This is a genomic window from Paraglaciecola aestuariivivens (assembly GCF_052983255.1).
The window spans coordinates 358440-375059 of sequence record NZ_JBRKBA010000004.1; the positions used below are offsets into that span (position 1 = coordinate 358440).

General features: G+C 39.8%; 14 protein-coding genes. 11 read left to right on the forward strand and 3 right to left on the reverse strand.

Annotated elements, in window-relative coordinates; translation table 11 throughout:
• Positions 1-5: 5 nt before the first annotated feature.
• Together ACVCDT_RS08560 and miaE are read left to right on the forward strand one after the other, a co-directional pair.
• Positions 6-2609 carry an NIDO-like domain-containing protein gene (locus ACVCDT_RS08560; RefSeq protein WP_447132347.1) on the forward strand — a complete coding sequence of 868 codons (2604 nt, stop codon included), beginning with the start codon at positions 6-8 and terminating at the stop codon, positions 2607-2609.
• A gap of 273 nt (positions 2610-2882) precedes the next feature.
• Entirely contained in the window at positions 2883-3632 is a 750-nt protein-coding gene (gene miaE / locus ACVCDT_RS08565; RefSeq protein ID WP_447132348.1) for a tRNA isopentenyl-2-thiomethyl-A-37 hydroxylase MiaE, read from the forward strand.
• Positions 3633-3647: 15 nt separating this feature from the next.
• Here the strand turns inward: miaE and ACVCDT_RS08570 are convergent, their stop codons facing one another.
• Positions 3648-4712 carry a LysM peptidoglycan-binding domain-containing protein gene (locus ACVCDT_RS08570; RefSeq protein ID WP_447132349.1) on the reverse strand — a complete coding sequence of 355 codons (1065 nt, stop codon included), beginning with the start codon at positions 4710-4712 and terminating at the stop codon, positions 3648-3650.
• A 299-nt stretch (positions 4713-5011) separates the two neighbouring features.
• Between ACVCDT_RS08570 and ACVCDT_RS08575 the strand changes: the two genes are divergently transcribed.
• The 7 genes from ACVCDT_RS08575 to ACVCDT_RS08605 all read left to right on the forward strand — a co-directional run bounded on the left by ACVCDT_RS08575 (position 5012) and on the right by ACVCDT_RS08605 (position 13613).
• Positions 5012-5575 (forward strand): FlgO family outer membrane protein, encoded by a 564-nt coding sequence (locus ACVCDT_RS08575; RefSeq protein ID WP_447132350.1) that lies wholly within the window; start codon positions 5012-5014, stop codon positions 5573-5575.
• A 395-nt stretch (positions 5576-5970) separates the two neighbouring features.
• On the forward strand, positions 5971-6597 hold the full coding sequence (locus tag ACVCDT_RS08580) for a hypothetical protein (RefSeq protein ID WP_447132351.1): 627 nt from the start codon (positions 5971-5973) through the stop codon (positions 6595-6597).
• Between the two features lie 43 nt (positions 6598-6640).
• Positions 6641-7279, forward strand: coding sequence for a hypothetical protein (locus ACVCDT_RS08585; protein ID WP_447132352.1), 639 nt, complete (start codon positions 6641-6643; stop codon positions 7277-7279).
• A gap of 116 nt (positions 7280-7395) precedes the next feature.
• Positions 7396-8175: a fimbrial biogenesis chaperone gene (locus ACVCDT_RS08590; protein ID WP_447132353.1), complete on the forward strand. Its 780-nt coding sequence runs from the start codon at positions 7396-7398 to the stop codon at positions 8173-8175.
• Positions 8176-8248: 73 nt separating this feature from the next.
• A complete protein-coding gene (locus ACVCDT_RS08595) occupies positions 8249-11812 on the forward strand; it encodes an SdrD B-like domain-containing protein (protein ID WP_447132354.1) in 3564 nt (1187 codons plus the stop codon).
• Positions 11813-11853: 41 nt separating this feature from the next.
• Positions 11854-12360 carry a hypothetical protein gene (locus ACVCDT_RS08600; protein WP_447132355.1) on the forward strand — a complete coding sequence of 169 codons (507 nt, stop codon included), beginning with the start codon at positions 11854-11856 and terminating at the stop codon, positions 12358-12360.
• Positions 12360-13613 (forward strand): hypothetical protein, encoded by a 1254-nt coding sequence (locus tag ACVCDT_RS08605; RefSeq protein ID WP_447132356.1) that lies wholly within the window; start codon positions 12360-12362, stop codon positions 13611-13613. The genes ACVCDT_RS08600 and ACVCDT_RS08605 overlap by 1 nt, the downstream gene beginning before the upstream one ends.
• Positions 13614-13692: 79 nt before the next feature.
• Here the strand turns inward: ACVCDT_RS08605 and ACVCDT_RS08610 are convergent, their stop codons facing one another.
• Entirely contained in the window at positions 13693-14502 is an 810-nt protein-coding gene (locus tag ACVCDT_RS08610; RefSeq protein ID WP_447132357.1) for a FlgO family outer membrane protein, read from the reverse strand.
• 9 nt (positions 14503-14511) lie between these two features.
• Positions 14512-15132: a FlgO family outer membrane protein gene (locus ACVCDT_RS08615; protein ID WP_447132358.1), complete on the reverse strand. Its 621-nt coding sequence runs from the start codon at positions 15130-15132 to the stop codon at positions 14512-14514.
• Between the two features lie 236 nt (positions 15133-15368).
• On the opposite strand from ACVCDT_RS08615, the gene ACVCDT_RS08620 reads away from it, so the two are divergent.
• Together ACVCDT_RS08620 and ACVCDT_RS08625 are read left to right on the forward strand one after the other, a co-directional pair.
• Complete coding sequence (locus ACVCDT_RS08620; protein WP_447132359.1) at positions 15369-15992, forward strand: HvfX family Cu-binding RiPP maturation protein; 624 nt, start codon at positions 15369-15371, stop codon at positions 15990-15992.
• Positions 15993-16051: 59 nt separating this feature from the next.
• Positions 16052-16603: an NAD(P)H nitroreductase gene (locus ACVCDT_RS08625; protein WP_447132360.1), complete on the forward strand. Its 552-nt coding sequence runs from the start codon at positions 16052-16054 to the stop codon at positions 16601-16603.
• Positions 16604-16620: the final 17 nt, after the last annotated feature.

Genomic DNA, 16620 nt, shown 5'->3' on the forward strand with positions numbered 1-16620 from the left:
GCAGCATGAAAACTATCAACTGTTTTGGCTTGCGAGCCATATCATTATCATTGACCCTAATGGCTAGTTTCTCCGTCTTAGCTGGTGGTCCTATTGTCGGTTGTCAGCCAAATCAGCCTTTTGTCTGGGGCAATGGTGGTAGCAATATTCCCTTTAACCCAGATCAGGGTGATCTGGGGCCACTAAGCAATGTGGCAGCTGTTACTGCTGTCAACGATGCCTTTGCTGTTTGGCAGGCTACAGCAAGTTCGTCAGCAACATATAGTAACAATGGATTGTTGCCAGTGGATGTAGATATCACAAATTTTACCCCCTACTTAGAAGCCGCAAGCCCTGATGGATTGTCGGCAATTGTATTTGACGATAGCGGTGAAATATTTGATCTGCTGTTTGGCCCAAACTCCGGCATTTTAGGTTTCGCCGGCCCTGAATGGGGGGATACCACCACTTGTACTATCACCGAAGGACTATCCTTTCTCAATGGTCCGTCATTTGTTGATCCCACTGCAGCGCTGGATGTAATGGTGCATGAGTTTGGGCATTATTCTGGATTAGGCCATACTGTGGTCAATGGTCAGTTGTTTATCGGCGCGGGTGACACTTCGGGTGCAGGAACCGACGATCCCTATGGTCAGCCTGATCTCTTTGCTGACTCTATTGAAACCATGTATCCCTTTTATTTTGGGCCTTCTGTAGGCACTCAAACTTTGCATGCAGACGATATGGCTTCATTATCGACTCTGTATCCAGCCCCTAGTTTTGCCACTACTGGTAACATCAGTGGTAAGATTTTTCTGGCCAATGGTGTAACCCCAGTAACTGGGGTTAATGTTATTGCGCGAAACGATGCCGACCCTTTCAATGATGCAATTTCTGCGATTTCTGGTGATTTTGGTGTTGATGGAGAGTATTGGATTGAAGGCCTAACGCCCGGTGCCAATTATCGGGTTTATATAGACGAAATCCTTGCTGGAGGATTCTCAACTGCACTTAGCGGTCCGTTCCCCGGGCCTGAGGAATATTACAATTTGACAGAATCCAATAATCTCGATGGTGCCGATCCTGTGACTGCATTCGATTTTGTGCAGCCCAATAGTAGCAATGTCGATATTATTTTTAACGCGCCGGCACCGGGTGACCCTTTGCTAGTCGGCGATGATGGTTCGGTCAATCTGGCATTGCCATTTAGCTTTGAACTTTGTGGTATGGCATTCTCATCCGTCTCGGTCAACGCTAATGGTAATCTAACCTTTGGTGCACCAAATGACGACTGGTCTGAGAGCAGTACCGAAATGCTCAGCGGTCCTCCCCGTATCGCCGCGTGGTGGGATGATCTTAACCCTTCCACTGGTGGTAAGGTCAGTTATCAACAAAGTAAAAATAGCTTTACCGTAAATTGGGATGCTGTACCTGAATGGCAATCATCTGGTGCTAATAGCTTCAGCATTACCTTACGCCGAGCCAACAATAGTATTGACATTGAATACGGTGACATGAGCTCAAAAGACGGTTTAGTTGGGGTTTCATGTGGTGTGAGCGTTACCTCCGGGATGGAAAATGCATCAGATCTCAGCGAGTATGAAGGTCGTATTAATCTACATAATAACCCAGCAACATATGAGTTGTTTAACGCCGCCAATGGTAACGATTTGGCCAATAGTCAGTTGCGCTTTAACGGCACTACTACTTTCAACGATAACTGGGCCGGAAAGAACAACAGCTTCAATAAGGCTCGTAGCCTTAACCTCCCCTTTAGCAGTGCCGATGTGGGTCGCTTTACCGAAATAGAACCTATTGGTAATGATATTGACTGGTACCGATTTGAAACCACGGGGGCGTTAGCACTCATTATAGAAATTAGTGCAGGGCCGCTTGACTCACTTATTGGACTGTTTGATGACAGTGGCAATCTGATTGCCCAGGATGATGATGGTGGAGCCGGTAATTTGTCAAAACTAGTCGCGATAAGCTTGCCTGCGGGCCGTTATTATCTAGCCGTGACGACCTTTGCCGATTTCGCCTTAACAGGTGCCGGAAGCAGCGGTGGCAGATACGTACTGCAAATTGACGAAAGTAACAATGCACCGCTATCTATGGAAGATGACGATTCGATTGAAATATCATTGGGGTTTACCTTTCCCTTTAACGGTGTTGATTATTCCAGTGCCTTTGTAAACTCAAATGGTAATGTGACTTTTGGTTCCGAGGATTTGGATTGGAGTGAAAGTATAGCTGAACTGCTTAACAATCAACCGCGAATTGCGCCTTTGTGGGATGACCTGTCGCCAAATAATGGTGGCAACGTCAGCTATGCGCTGGAGGCCGGTAGTTTCATACTGGTGTATGATAACGTGCCTGAATTTCCTAATACAGGTGCGAATAGCTTTAAGCTGACACTTCGCGATGATGGCAGCTATACCATTGAATATGGTGTCATTTCTGCTGTTGATGGGCTGGTAGGCAGTACACAAGGTGGGGGAGTAGCAGATCCTGGTGGAAGTGACCTCAGCGTTTTGGGGAGTTTATTCTCTAGCGGTACCCAATATGAATTGTTTAACGCTGGTAATCCGAATGATCTTAGTGGAGCTGTTCTGGAGTTTACTCCTTAATTATTAATTAATGCCAGCTACGGTAGTTTATTCTGCCGTTTGCTGGCTTTTATAAAAGAGCCTAATGCACAATCAAATTGAAGTAATTAGCATCACTTCTGAGCATTCTCGAAGAACCGCAAATTGATGTAAATTCTATATTCTTTAAATCATTTGCCTTGAATAGTATGAATCAGTAGAGTTGACAGATACGCTTCTGTAATTTATCTACCAAGGAGCTGGAGGCCATATTATAGTGTTTTTAAATAAAAGTAGTGTACAGAGAACTAACCCTTGGACAACTTATTAACCCCAATCAACCAATTCCTTCAATGCTCAACCCCTCAAAGTTGGATAGATAAGGCTATTAAGCCAGAGAATCTGGCAAACTTGCTAGTAGACCATGCAAATTGTGAATTAAAAGCCGCACAAACTGCCATGCTGCTATTACGCCGTTATGCCGTTGACCAGCCAAGTGGCGAAGCCTTATTAGCCTGGTTGAAGCCCTATGAAGATTTTGTCTATCGTAAAATAGGCGAGGGGGATTTTAGCCAACAACAAAGCTTATCTAAAAAGCTGATCAGTAAATCTGATTTTGAACACGGTGACGAGCTGATCAGTAAAATGGTGATGCTAATTAAAGAAGAGTTACATCATTTTCAGCAAGTTTGGCAAATCATGCAAAACAGAAGCATAGTTTACAACAACCTTACCGCATCGCGGTATGCTAGGGGGTTAATGAAGCATGTTCGCACCCACGAACCCGCAAAATTAACCGATACCTTAATTTGTGGCGCGTATATAGAAGCACGATCTTGCGAAAGGTTTGCCAAATTAGCCCCATATTTAGACGCAGAGCTTCAGGCTTTTTATATTTCATTGTTAAGAAGTGAAGCCAGACATTTTGAAGACTATTTAAGTTTAGCTAAAACAATTTCCGCTCAACCTATAGAAGATAGGGTAGAGCTATTTAAACAAAAAGAAGCCAAACTGATCCTTAGCCCAGACTCTGAATTTCGCTTCCACAGTGGTGTACCACAATAGCAATAAGCCTAATCCTTAGCGATTAGGTACTACTCGAATTTGGGTGCCAATAGGAATATCGTTTACGTCTAACTCTGGGTTCCAAGCCTGTAGCTCAGCGGTAGTTAAACCATAAAGTTTAGATAAACGGTACAAGGTTTCGCCTTTTTGAATGGTATGAACCGTATTAAAAGGCAGTGCAGGTGTAGATGCTGATACAGCGTCAGTGGCACTAGGCTCTTGTTGCGCTTCGGGCGGTAGTGTTTGACTTGAGTTGCTGGTGGGCCTATCAAGCATCCCTCTTTTAGTTAACAGAATGTATTGACGACTATATTCATTGTAGTGAAACAAACTTCGCAAGGTTTCGCCCAAAGCTTTAGCTTGCTCTTGCTGGCCCAAGGCTAAATGCACCTCTATTGCTGCCCAAAGGCTAGGGGCATCGACTTTCTTTTTATATTGCTGATAGTGAGAAATAAGTTGTTGTGCTTTGACTAGATCTTGTTGTTCTATGCTGGCTCTCGCTAAGGCCAAGTATACTAAAGGGTCAACCTCAGAACTCAGTTCCAACTGGTTTAACCAAGTACTAGTTTGTTGCCACTTTTGCTGGCTAAAAAAGCATAAGCCTATTTGAGTTAATACCTTTTGTTTAATTGGTTGATTTTCATTAAGGCTATCAGAAGCATTGCTGATATCTGCAACAATAGTTTTGGCATAACCTTCTAATGCAGGCCATTTTTTCTCATCACAAAAATAATCTAATAAATTTACTGGTACTTGGGTGTTTGCCCAAGCTTGATTGGCCTGCATGTCGGCAATGGCAGATAAAAAGCTTTGCTGCGCCTCTACGCTATTGCCTTTAGCCGCATGCAACTCGGCTAACAGCACCTTAGCCTTAGGGGGTAATTGTGTGCTGTCTAATTGATTAAGTAATTGCTCTGCTTTAGTTGTATTGCCAATTAATAGATAAGCTTGAATGTGTGACAGTGTGGTATCTGTTGCAGATAGATTTTTCTCAGCCTGAGATAAGGGCGCTTGGTTTGCCGAACGACCACTGCAACCTACTAAGATAAAAAGACTAATTACTAATATCAGGCGCTTCAACAACTCAACTTGTCCTTAAAAAATAAAAACTAACCTTAACGAGTTTGCCCCTAGTCAGTCAATTTTTAATATGAAGGAAATTCACCTCCTCATTTGTTAGATTACATGGCAATAGCTTGCCACATTTTGCTTAGTTTGACTGTATTTAAAACTGATTTTGGGTATGTGCCTATTGATTCTAATTGGCTTACATTTTGCTTTGATAAAATCAGATTTTTTATTAGTAGGGTTTATTTATGGCATCCGTTTCAAAATTTGGATTGATGTTAATCGTCATATTAGTCAATAGTGCTTGCTCAATGTTTGAGTTTGAAACCAGCGGTCGAATCTGTGCTGATGATGAAGGTAACTTTAGTGCCTGTGTTGATGAACCTTTAAAAAGGCAGAACACTCAACAGGTGGATTTGTCTCCAGCAGGAAGTGCTCAACATTTTGTACAAATTAATGATTATACCAAACAGCTGGCACTAGAACTTAAGTCCAACATGTCAGGCCTGTCCTTAACTGGCAGTATAATCGTTTTGCCCTTTGCTTATAGTGGTAGCAATACAGCTGACTTTTCCCAATTAGAAAATGATTTAGCCTTTGGAATGCAAAACGATCTTACCGACTTTGGAATCATCACCGCAGATTCAAGTCTGGCTGAATATTTTCAACAGGCCGGTTCAAAACAAATTGAATTTTCCAATGAGCAGCAAAAAGTAATGAATAAATTTAATGTGTCTTACGTTTTGATTGGCAATATTTCACCAAGAAGCAATGGGTTAGCATTAAACGCTAGAGTGCTAGAGCTGAAAAGTGGTAAAGTTATAGCGTCTGGAACAAAACTACTGCCGAGTCATCTTTTAGCTGCTTTGATCTAACCAATTCACCCTAACTTATTGATTTTTTCTGCCGATAAATTTGTTGTATCCACTAATTAATATCTGTTGTTAAAAGATTTTTTAAAAAAAAACTTAATTTAACTGATTAGTTGTCGATACATAGATGTAAGTCAATTTTTATAAGCTTTTAAAAAGTTAGCTAAATTAATTTTATCAGGTTTTTAAATAGCAGTTGTTTACTAACGATAAACAAAAATTGATAGAAAAAATACAGGGATTATTGGTGCTAAAGGAAGAGCATTTTGTTGGCGTATAGTGCTTTATACCACCTTATAGAAAACTATACATTAGCAGTCAAACCGTTAATTGATTGATGTAAACAGATAGTTTACCGTCTAGTCATAAAACATAACTTGATAACTAGGAGTGTTGCTATGCAACCAAATAAAACAAAACTGGCGCTTCAAATCGGGGCTGTTGTATTGGGAGCACTGTGCGCTTCTAATTCGTATGCTGATACCTTCTCAGTCACTGTTAATACATTAAGTGATGTAACCATTGATACAGTACAACCCTTAGATTTTGGTGAAAATATTACCACTGATGCTAATGGTACATGTGCGATGAGTGCGACATCACCTGCAGGTGCAACAGTATTAGCAGATGATAATATTACCGTTTCTGGCTTTGGTGTAATTACCGGCTCAAGTTGTATAGGTTCAGGCACAACTGTTGCCACTCCCGGTATCTACAGTATTGAAGGTGTGGGCGGGTTGGATGTTTCACTTACATTAAGCTCACTTACTCAATCCGGTGACTTTACTTTTACCCCGACTGGCTGTGGAGTTGTACACGACAATGCAGGTACTGATGGGGATGTTTGTACCACTTATACAGCAGGTACTCCTTTAACCATGACGTTAGCAAACGGTACTGACAACGGCGCTTCTGTTGCCAACTTCGCCCACTTTACTGTTGGTGGAACTTTGGATGTGGGCGCTACTGCTTTAGATTCAGATACTAGCTATACCGTTACTTTCAACGTAGATGTAGTTTACTAGAACTCTTGTTGCAAAAAACGATTATTAGATTTTGGAGAATATTATGAAAATTACTCGCATTGCTGCTGGATTAGTTCTACTACCTTTATGTACTAGCGTATGGGCAGCAAACCAGGACCTATCAGGTTCATTTAAAACAATTAAAAATGTAACTATTGTAGAAAGTACCCCAATGGTTATTAACGGGCTTTATTTAGCCTCAGGTAGTTCATGTGTTATGACTACACCAACCTTGACCGATAATTTCCCTGGTGAAACAGTGATGAAATTATCAGCGGCAACTTCTTCGCCAGCTGCAAGTGCTGATTATGGCGAAACAACAGGAGCAACCTGTTCAGGCGATGATGGTGTACCTGGTGTGTATGAAATAGAAGGTTCTGCTGGCGCAGATGTGACTATATCACTAACAAATGGATCAGGCAGTGGTTTAACTTTTGCACCAGTTGGTTGTGCTGGAGACTATGATGGTAATCCCGATGGGGATGTTTGCTTAAACGTTCCAAACAGTGGGTCAGCAACTATTACTTTAGCTGCGTCAGGTGACGAAACTGTTAGTGCCGGTAATGGTGTACCTGCTGCTGGGTTTTCATATCTTGCATTGGGCGGAACGGTAACTAGTTCTGTTGGCCTTGCAGCTGCAACTGCTTACTCAGTAGATTTTGATATTAGTGTGACTTACTAATCTTTTTAATTCTAAACGCATGATGTAGCATAAAGCTATTGTAGTCAGCAGATTACAATAGCTTTTTTTATGAGGTAAAAAACACCGTGAATCTAAACAAAAAGAAACTAAAATCTATGCCTAGAACCAGTATAAAAATAGCGGCATTGTTACTAGGATTAATAAGTGCAAGTGCTCAAGCTATTAGTTTGTCTACTTACAGAATTTATTTAGACACAGAGAATAATTCAGCATCTTTTATTATGTTTAATAAGTCTGCGGTTACAGAAACCTGTGCTTTGTCTTTGGTTCACAATGACTTTACAAAAGATGGCAAATTAGTCCCTTACCAAGGAGCTGGATTACCTGAAAACTCAGCAGAGCCTTGGATGCGATACTCTCCTAGAAATTTTGTGGTGGCGCCACAAAATCCACAAACCATTAGATTTACTATGAGACGTAAGTCAAATATGCAAGCTGCCGAATATCGTTCTTATTTGCGAGTATCTTGTGATGAAGTGGCACCTAAAGTTGATACAACTACGTCTGGCGCCGACAATGTGGCTAAACTCAGCATTAAACCTAAAATTGTACAAAATATTCCTATTATTGTACGCACAGGCAAGTTAGATGCGTCTTTAGAATTCGGCGACTTTGCACTTAATGAAGAAAAGTTAGAATTCACTATTGCTAGAAAGGGAGACCGCTCGGTTTATGGAACCCTTGAACTTATCAATAAAAATAACGGTGATGTGGTTGTGTTTAGACGTAATATCTCTATTTATACCGAAGTAGAAAAAGTCAGTTATTCGTTAGTAACTGCTGGGCTTCCAACTGAGCAATTAATGCTTAGATTTACCGAAGACTCAGCGTACGGCGGGACCATCACTCATACCCAAGATGTTGTAATTAAATAGTTTAATTTTTATGGTGCGATTTTTGCTTGCCTAAGAAAAGTGTCAATAATTTTTCTTAGGTGAGCAAAACTCTATGTTAAGACAGCTGAAAAGTTGGGTCTTATTAATTCTTTTAATGCCTTGTTCTATTGCGGCAGCAGAAGTATTAATAAAATCAACAATCGACCAAGACAATTATGTGTTGGTTGATATTGTACTTAACAACAAAACTATAGTGCGCTCAATCGACATGTACTTTGTCGAAGATCGTCAATTTATTGCCATAGAGCCTTTATTAGATGCGTTAAAAGTTAGGTATCAACTATCTGATACGCGCTTGGTAATATGGCAAAAAAATACCCCTCATGAATATCAATTAACTGAGAATCAATCGAATACTAAGGCAGAAAACTCCTTAGGCTGGGCTACTGATAACTTTTATATGTTTGTTGAGTTAGCAGTATTTGAGTCAATTTTTGCAGTTGAATTAAAGTACAAATCTCGCCAGTTAAAGTTAGAGATGTTTGTTCCCCGAGACCAACCTATATTTCCGGTGCAGATATTAGCCGAACAAGAAGAAAAAAGATTATTAGAAAGGTTAACTTCGCGCAGTAAAGCCCGGTCTCGGGACCAGCAGTTACCTATCACTATCCAAGATCAATATCGAGCTTTTACAATTCCTCATGGTAGAGTCAATTTTGCCGCAGAGCAAAGTGATGACGGAGCAGGGTTTAACTCCTCTATACAACTCACCTCTGATTTACTTTATCATTCTGCCCAATTAACCTTAACAAAATCAAAAGATGCCGACCTTGTTAGTCGCCTAATACTTAGCCGGTATAAAAGCAGCCCTGACGATTACATTTTAGGTTTATATGATCAATATCAATTTGGTGATATCAGTAGTCGCAACAATAACTTAACAACTAGAACTACTTCAGGTGTTGGGGCGATATTTGAGCGTAGATCTCAAAACTTTCGCGATACCAATCAATTTATTACATTAAAAGAATCGGCTCCACCTGGTTGGGAAGCTGAGTTGTTTCGCAATCAAGTATTTCTAGGCGCAACTACAGTACCAGATAATGGACTATTAATTTTTGATGAAGTAGAAGTTACCTATGGTCAGAACAACTACACCATAAAATTGTATGGCCCATATGGTGAGACAGATGTTATTACTAAACAATATGAATTAACCCAAAATGCCTTATCTAAAGGCCAGTCTGCCCATTCTGTCTATGCCTTTGACAGAAACAAACAGTTATTAAACGACAATAGTATTCAAGATTATTCAATAACGGATTTTGGGGGCACCTTTGATTATGGAGTGACAGATAATTGGCAAGTAGGCGTAGGTTTCGCCGGCTTAGAAGGTGATCAACAATTAGTTAGTTTAAGCAACGCTTTATCTTTACCTGGAATGTTACTTGAAAACGATTTTTCAATTGACCAAGATGGTAACTACGCGCAAATAACCTCTTTGCGGGGTAGCGCTTTTAGTAAAGATAAATATAACATCAATTTTGAGTCTGGAAACAACTATCAAAATCAACATATAGATCAAACCGGAAAGCGTTACCTTTTAGATGCCTCTTACTTTCTTAATACATCTTTAATGGGGGTGACATTTGGTACTAACTATCTAAATGATGACATAGTAGAAAGTTATGGCATTAGCAATAGGTTATCAGGCAACATTGGTCGTTTGCTGGTCAGGCATAATCTAGCCTATACAGAGCGAAAATTTAAATCAGGCATTCTCACCGATTCATCTAATATCTTGGGTTCATTGGGCATTAGTGGAACCTTGCCTTACAAGTTTAGGGTGAGTGCTAATATTAATTATGATCCCCAAGCCAGTGATGTAATTTTAGATTCATCTTCTGTGGTAATTCAGAAAAATATCGAAGACCCTTGGGGGACTCGTCATTATTTAACCTTTAACTATTTACCTATTGCTCAAGAGTTTCGAGATAAATGGCGCTTAACTCATCGCGTTTCATGGCGTACAGGCGATTACCAACTTAATTTAGCTAATGAGATTGGTGACAATGACTCTTGGAGCATTCAGTTGGGTCTACAATTTTTCCTTGGTTATGATTATCGAAATAATCGACTGACCTTAAGCCATCGATTATTACCTAATACCGCTTCATTAGATGTGCATGCCTACCTTGATCGCCAGATTAATGGGATCCCAGATCCTCTTGACTACAATTTAGAAGGTGTCAGTTTTTCTGGTAACCCCGAATGGGAAGGTATAGAGACTGGCGAAGAGGGAAGAGCAGTATTACCTGGCGTTTATGCCAATCATCCTTTTAGATTTTCGGCAAAATGGAAAGATGGTAGCAACACCATTAATAACGATTATGTGGTCTTTACTCATCCAGGGGCTTATATTCAGGCAAATATGCCTTTTGTTCTATCCACAGAATTAATTGGTTTTGTTTTAAGAGAAAACAATAACCAAGAAATTGGTCTGCAAAATATGACAGTTGAGTTATACGACGAAAAAAATAATCTAATTCAAGTTAAAGACACAGATCTAGACGGCTACTATGAATTTTTGGGTTTAAGCCCAGGCAAGTATAGGGTGAGTCTAAAAACTCAAGGCCTTCGTGAAAAAGGCTATACCAGTGATACTGTAGGTTTTGATGTCACTACAGGTGGAAATGGTGGTTATGCTGAATTGCCTGCCATTGTGTTACGCCGAGTGGGTGACAGTGGAAATATTGGAGCTGAACAATTTGAACCTTATCGCTTAGATAGTAGCAATACTGAGCCTAGTGTATGGGATAATGATGCAGAAGTAAGAAAAAACTACTTCACCTTACCCACTAAAAATGAAGTAAAAGCTGTTCACAGTTTAGATGAAGACGAATTAGCAACTGTAATAAAAGCTGTGGATAGCGTCACTGCTGAAAAAGATAGTGAGACTCAATCAGAAGTTAATAAACAGCAAAAACGGAAACCAAATCAAGATACATTACCTGTAGTAAAACTTGGCTGGCCAGAATTTACAAGTCATAGCCTAAAAGACGACCAACTTAGTATCGAACCATTAGCTAAACCAGATAAAACTGACGTTAAGCAAGTTCATTCAGACGAAAGTAAGGGTATAACCTATGTCATTCAATTGGGCATTTATAAAGACGTAAGACACGCTCACAAAGTTGTAGACGAATTAAGCCAATACGCTTTGGAAAAAGATGCTTTCAGTTTTATCCAGAGCGATGAGGGTGAAACTACAAGATTAGTTTATGGACGATTCGCCAATAAATTAGCAGGGTTAAGTTTTGCCAATAAGCATATTCCTAAAGGCCGCGCATTTTTTATTAGGCCAATGAAAAGCAATGAATTGTCAAAAGTCAGAAAAAACACCACTGCTAAAGGTGAGTGGGTCATTCAGTGGTATGCATCTAAATCACCACTAACAAAGGCGATAATTAAACAAAAGTTCCCTCAACTATCGCAACTGTATATGGCGCAAAAAAATACTGACTCGGGGCAAGTTTATTGTGTGATTAGTCAAGCGTTTAAATCTAAACGAGAGGCCCAATTGTTACTAAGCAGTTTAGGTTATTCGGGCTGGGTAGTTAATAGAGCTAGTTTTGAGAAAACTTCGCCCTTTGAATCTGTCTCACTTGGCTTTTGATTAACATGCGTGCTAAACACATTATTTTACAGGTACTAACTATGGTTAGGTTAACAAAATTACATCTTAGTTTAGGTTTAATTTTGATCTTGATTTGCAAAGCGGGTATGGCTATCACTCCCACTTTTAATATTGTTCAAGAAATTGAATTTGGTACTGTCCTGCCTACTACAGGTAGTTGCTTGATGCATCCTGAGACTGGCGAGTTATTCGCTTTTAGCGGAGAGTTTATTTGTGCAATTAGTGAAAACTCTCAAATTGGCATCTACACCATAATTGCTAATCCTAACAAAGAGATTCAGGTTAAATTCCCACCTAATTTAGACGATGGAACAGGCACAATATTTAACCCTCGGGTGCAAATGGAGAGTGATACCGAGCGCAAATACATAGTGAACAATAACAACTTTGTCTCTATTGATAGTGGTGCTTCTGGTGTAGTGAACCTTTATTTGGGCGGCGAGTTAACGATTTCAACCATTTATCCTTTTGAGCAAACAATAAATTTTAACTTTGTTGGCGCAATTGAGTGGGAAGAAATTGAATAATGAATAAGCTAAATCACGTTAATTTTACCTTTGTTCAACACGCCTTTGGTTCTGTTTTAAGAGGTTTAATAGTTTTGGCTACACTTTTGGCTATAGGTTGTACCTCAAATATAGAAAAAGTAGGGGAGAAGCACAAAACAGCAGCGCAGAAGTGGAAAGCAATGGCTGAGTATGCTGACAGTGAATTACCTTCTTATGGCTACACTATTACAGCTGAAATTAAGTTAGGTGAAAGCGGTAATCAGCCTAGGTTTGAGTTAGACAAGTTTAAATTTGACCTTGCTGAACAAGCCTCAACTGTAGACTTATTGCGTCCTGAGTTTGATTTTAAATTTGTGTGTAAAAAGACCTGTATACAATTGACCGAATATATAAAAACCCAAAAATCCGATGATGCACAAGCTATCGACAACATTGAAGAAGGAAGCTTTCTAGCCAAACAACTTAAACAATATGAGTTTCAGTTATTCGATTTTTACGCAAAACTCTTTTTATTAAATGAAAATATTCAATCTTTAGCCAATTCGCAGCCTGAACAGTTTAGTGATTATCTTTATTACCTAGTCGAACAAAAGACGCAAAAATCTACCCCACAAGATTTTGTTAGTTATGCCACCCGTGTATTGTCTAAATCTGCATTTGAGGCTTTTCTTACTGATCCGGTGGCTCAGCAGGTAAGTCGTTATAACCGAGCCTTTTTAGATCAAAAATTTGGTCGCTCAACTATTGCCAGTAAACATGCCGTCACTCCTAGTTTAGGCTGGATATCTAAAGAGCAGGTTCTTAATGACGGTATTGTCAGTACAGATAGTGATGTACCGGCAGAGATCGCTGATATTGATATGCAACCATCGCACAATGATGGAATTTTATTAATGACGGCTAAAACTCAAGATGAAATGTTTATCGAAAGCCTAAATTTTTCAGCTCCCAATCCAGAAAGTAGATACTGGCAAGGTTTAACTTCGAGCAGAAGTACAACATCATTTTGGGACAAAGTAAGAGATTTACCTATTTCTAGCGGAAGTTCAGTTTGTAGTTATAACGAAAATTATTTTGGCGTAGTTAAGTTGCTTGAAAAATCCTCAGTGTTAGTGCAAGTAAATGGTAAAGCTAAACAATATACTGATGGGGTACTAAAAGATATTGCGCCAGGTAGTTTATTTAGAAGTGGTAGTGACATTGAGTTTCTACCTATGTCTGAAGAAATTTATTTAGATAGGCACAGTTTAGCGCCTTGTAAAATTTTATAAATTTAAAATACCAAATAAAGCAATGCTAAGCTGTATCGAAACATTGCTTAAAAGCTGATGGATTAGGGGGCAAAGTCACTTAATGCATTAAAGATATGTTGTGTTCAGCATGCAATGTAGTTTGTCTATTGTCGCTTGAAGTTAACTTGGTATTTTGCTGAGTTGGTACACTTGTAAGTAATTTGTCAGCAATATTATTAGGAATAAAACTTTGTGCAGAGGCAACCACAGCTTTAGATTTTAGGCCAATTATTCTGGCATTCACTAAGTAGCCTTCGGCATGCTGGGTTAAGGTTCCGCCTAAAACATAGCGAGCGGCTAATGAGCTTCCTAACTCTTCATGATCTTTACTAAAAGCAAAGTCGCCATTAGGGGTAACTCTTATAAAACCAGTAGTTTTATAATCAATCACAGGGATCCCAAATTTATGAATTTCATGCATTAAGCTTTCGGCCATTTGATTGCCAAGCAGGTTAGACTGGTTAAAGTCGCTATCTAACATTACAAAACTAACCACAGCTAAAGGCGTAGTATTATTGACATATTGTAAATTCGACATTAGGTCTTGCATTAGGCCCTGGGCAAAATGATTGATATTTAGTTTTGCCGCAGGAACTTTAGCTTGTTGCTCTAATTGATGAGTTTTAGAGCTAGTTAAAAGATTGTTAGGTGCAGTATGAAAAGAGGGATCTTGCATGTCATTCTGAGTTTGATAGCTGGCTATCTTATTTTTATATTCATAATGAAACGCTGCGCTTGAAGAAAGGGGTTCTTTTACATTGTTTGCTTGATTGGAAGGTGCATCAATAATTTGACTGTGTTCTTCATTAAAAATATTACAACCAGTAAAACTTGCACAAATGATCACACTTAATAATGTCATTTTCATCATGATTTCCTAATTCGCTTTACGGTAGATGTAATTGTTTTGTAGGGTTACTTTAGCCCCGCGCCACATTACATCGTTTGGTACGTAATCGGTGGCAGCAGCTAACACTATATTGTCGGGTACTTGTATAAGCCTAAGGTTCACTAAGGTGCTGTTCTCTTGCAAGGTATAGGTACCGGTTAAAAAATAGTGGGCAGCAATATTGGTGTTTAGCTCGTCTATATTGCGGCTTAACATGGCATCGCCTTGTTGATTAATTTTAATCGAAGGCATGGTTTTATATTCAATTACCTTTAAGCCAGCTTGAGTGGCAAAAGTCATCAGGCTTTGTTGAATTTGACTGCCAAGGGCTAAGTGTTGTGGCAAGGGTTCGCCGTCCATGGGGTGAGACGGTAATATTGTGCCGACAGCCACAGGCCTTGCCGTATTAAAAGTGGCAGAGGTGTTTAATAGTTGTCGGGTTAGTTTTTCAACATGCCAATGTAAACTGTTTGAGTTGTAGTAGGGCGCAGGTTCTTGGGCAGACAGCACTTGAGTGTCATCTTCCCAGTCCGATGTTTGACTGCAACTTAGGCTAAATAGGCTAAGGCAAGCCAGGCCCAGATATTTTTTACAATCGATGTTCAGCATTTAATCCACATTGCGGCAAGTTGTATTATTACTGGGTTTAGCAAGTAAAATGCCAGCTTGCGGTTTAGGTCAAACATTCATCAGCTTAGTCTAGCGACCAAAAAGCAAGTTTGGTGCTAGGTGCGAATTCATTAAAAATATATCTGCTTAGGCAAATAAACATTGGTCTTTCCTATCTGAAACTTTTTGCTAACATAGGCGTTCTTAATTAGCAGTTTGTTAAATATGGATAACGCATGAAACTGGTTAATTGTTATTTACCTTTTCACCAAGCATTAAACAAAAGCGCAGTTTTTGAAGGTATGGCGCCTTTGCTCATTAGGTTGTATCTCGCCCCCGTTATGTTGCAAGCAGGCTGGAATAAATACCAAAATTTTGCAGGCATAGTGGATTGGTTTGGCAACAGTGATTATGGATTAGGCTTGCCTTTTCCTTACGTTATGGCGTTGTTAGCAACCTCGGTTGAGTTAATAGGTGGGGCGTTATTAATAGTGGGCCTAGCTACCCGTTGGATCGCTATGCCGTTAATGTTCACTATGTTAGTGGCAGCGTTTACTGTGCATTGGCATAATGGTTGGGCAGCCATAGCCGATGCCAATAGTTGGTTATCTAACGGCACCATTATGTTGAATCAGTCTGTAATGAGCGCCCCAGATAAATTAGCGGCGGCTAAAGGGCTACTGCAAGAACATGGCAATTACGAATGGCTAACTTCTAGTGGACAATTTGTTGTTCTAAATAATGGTATTGAATTTGCCATTACCTATTTTATTATGCTGTTAGCACTATTTTTTAGTGGCGGTGGAAAATTCACTAGTGTGGATTATTTCTTAGCCAAAAAATTTATCGACAAAAATTAACACAGGGCGCGTTCGCGCCATTTTATCAACTTTTTTAAATTCTAATGCTAGGAGACCCTATGCAGGCTCTTGATTTATTACTTAATCGTAGCTCTCAACCGCGACTCGAAGCCCCAGCCCCAGAAGGTGAGGCCCTTGAAAACATTATGCAAGCGGCACTGCGGGCCCCAGACCATGCTTGTTTAACCCCATGGAAGTTTGTTGTATGTCAAAAAAATGGCTTAAAACGTTTAGGCGATATTTACGAACAAGCCGCCATTGCCAGTGATAAAAGTGAAAAAGAAATAGAGCGGGCACCTAATTTACCTTTACGGGCGCCTATGGTGATAGTGGTGATTAGTCGATATGTTGAACATGAAAAGGTACCTTGGGTTGAGCAAGTTGCCTCTGCTTCCTGTGCGGTACACGCTATGCAAATGGCGGCTCAAGCCCAAGGTTTTGCGGGTATTTGGCGTACTGGTAGTTATGCGCAAGATCCTGTGGTTAAACAGGCCTTTGATTTGGCTGAGCAAGATGAAATTGTTGGCTTTTTATATTTGGGCAGTTCGTCGCTTAAACCTTTGCCAAAGCCTAAACGCGATACCAGTGAGTTTTTTGAGTTTTGGCAATAACTGCTGCCAAGAGGTTT